The organism is Streptomyces sp. SID5785 (assembly GCF_009870065.1).
Taxonomy (GTDB): domain Bacteria; phylum Actinomycetota; class Actinomycetes; order Streptomycetales; family Streptomycetaceae; genus Streptomyces.
Genome location: NZ_WWIA01000997.1, coordinates 1 through 2,099, shown reverse-complemented (window position 1 = coordinate 2,099; position 2,099 = coordinate 1). Strand labels below are relative to the sequence as shown.

The following is a 2,099-nucleotide window of genomic DNA, read 5'->3' as shown; positions in this document are numbered from 1 at the left end:
GGGGCCGGGGCGGAGCCCCGGGGGGTGGCGCCGGTGCGGGGGGCGGTTGAGGAGGGTGCTGGGGTGCAGCCCCGGTAAATCGGCTCGACTCGGCGGACGCGTCGGCGTACAGTCGCGCGTCTGCCCGCCTCCCGCACGGAGTGCCACCGCCCGGACGGAAACCGGCCGGTCCCGCGATCCCCCGTACCCGGAGCCGGAGGCCCCACCCGTGAGTCCGTCGTCCCCGCCCACCACCCCGCACCACCCCCTGGACCGCGAGCGCAGCCACCTGCTGGCCTCCCGCGACGCCCTGCGCGCGATGCGCGAGGACGCCCAGTCCCTCGACATCCGCGACGTCACCGCGAACTGGGTCAACGCCGAGGTCCTGCAGCGCCAGATCGACGAACGCATCAAGGCCCTGGCCGACCTGGCCGACACCCCCCTCTTCTTCGGCCGGCTCGACTACCTGCACGCCCCGGGCACGGACCGCGCCGAGGGCGCCGACGGCGAGCAGTTCTACATCGGCCGCCGCCACGTGCACGACGCCGACGGCGACCCCATGGTGATCGACTGGCGCGCGCCGGTCTCCCAGCCGTTCTACCGGGCCTCGAAGAAGGACCCGATGGACATCGCGCTGCGCCGCCGCTTCGGGTACACGGGCGGCGACCTGACCGCGTACGAGGACGAGCACCTGTCGGACCCGGCGGAGGAGGCCCGCACCAGCAAGCTGCTCCAGCAGGAGATCGAGCGCCCGCGCGTCGGCCCGATGCGCGACATCGTGGCGACGATCCAGCCCGAGCAGGACGAGATCGTGCGCAGCGGCCTCGCCGGCTCGGTGTGCGTGCAGGGCGGCCCCGGCACCGGAAAGACCGCGGTGGGCCTGCACCGTGTCGCCTACCTGCTGTACGCGCACCGCGAGCGGCTGGCCCGCACCGGCACGCTGGTCATCGGCCCGAACCGGTCGTTCCTGCACTACATCGAGCAGGTGCTGCCCGCGCTCGGCGAGCTGGAGGTGCACCAGGCGACGGTCGACGACCTGGTCACGCGCCGCGTCGAGATCGGCGGCGCCGACGAGGCCCCGACGGCGCTCGTGAAGGGCGACGCGCGGATGGCCGAGGTGCTCCACCGGGCGCTGCGCGCCCACATCACACCCCCGGCCGAGGGCATCGTGGTGGTGCGCGGCTCGCGCCGCTGGCGGGTGGCGCAGTACGAACTCGAGGAGATCGTGCGGGAGTTGATGTCCCGTGACATGCGCTACGGCGCGGCCCGCGAGGCCCTCCCGCAGCGCATCGCGCACGCCGTGCTCGTCCAGATGGAGCGGGCGGGCGAGGCCCCGGACGACCGCGTGCAGAACGCGGTCGCGCGCAACGCCGCCGTGAAGGCCGCCGTGAAGGCGATCTGGCCCGCGGTCGACCCGGCGAAGCTGGTCCTGCGGCTGCTCACGGACGCGGAGTTCCTCGCGGAGCACGCGGCGGGACTGCTCGGCGAGGACGAGCAGAAGGTCCTGCTGCGGACCCGGCCGGCCCGCAGCGTGAAGTCGGCGAAGTGGTCGGCCGCCGACGCGGTGCTGATCGACGAGGCCGCGGACCTGATCGAGCGCACCCACTCGCTCGGCCACGTGGTCCTCGACGAGGCGCAGGACCTGTCGCCGATGCAGTACCGCGCGGTGGGCCGCCGGGCGACGACGGGTTCGGTGACGGTGCTCGGCGACCTCGCCCAGGGCACCACGCCCTGGGCGACGGCGAGTTGGGCGGAGGCCCTGACGCACCTGGGCAAGGCGGACGCGGTGGTCGAGGAGCTGACGGCCGGTTTCCGCGTGCCCACCGACGTCATCACGTACGCCTCCCGGCTGCTCCCGCACATCGCACCGGGCCTGGCCCCGGTGGAGTCGGTCCGTGAGAACCCGGGCGCGTTCGCGGTCCGCGCGGCCACCGGCCCGCAGGACGTGGTGGACGCCTGCCACGAGGCCCTGCGCCAGGAGGGCTCCGTCGGCCTCATCGCCGCCGACCCGCGCTGCGCGGAGCTGGCGCAGGCCCTGACCGCGGCGGGCCTCGACTTCCTCTCCCCCGGCGAGGAGACGACGGCCCGCACCCGGCTCACCCTCGTCCCGGCCTCGCTAG

General features: G+C 74.7%; 1 protein-coding gene. It reads left to right on the top strand.

The genetic code is table 11. The features are described 5' to 3' along the window. Positions 1–298 precede the first annotated feature (298 nt). Positions 299–2,099 (top strand): AAA family ATPase (locus GTW43_RS32460; RefSeq protein ID WP_161305551.1); only part of this gene is annotated, 1,801 nt, incomplete at its 3' end.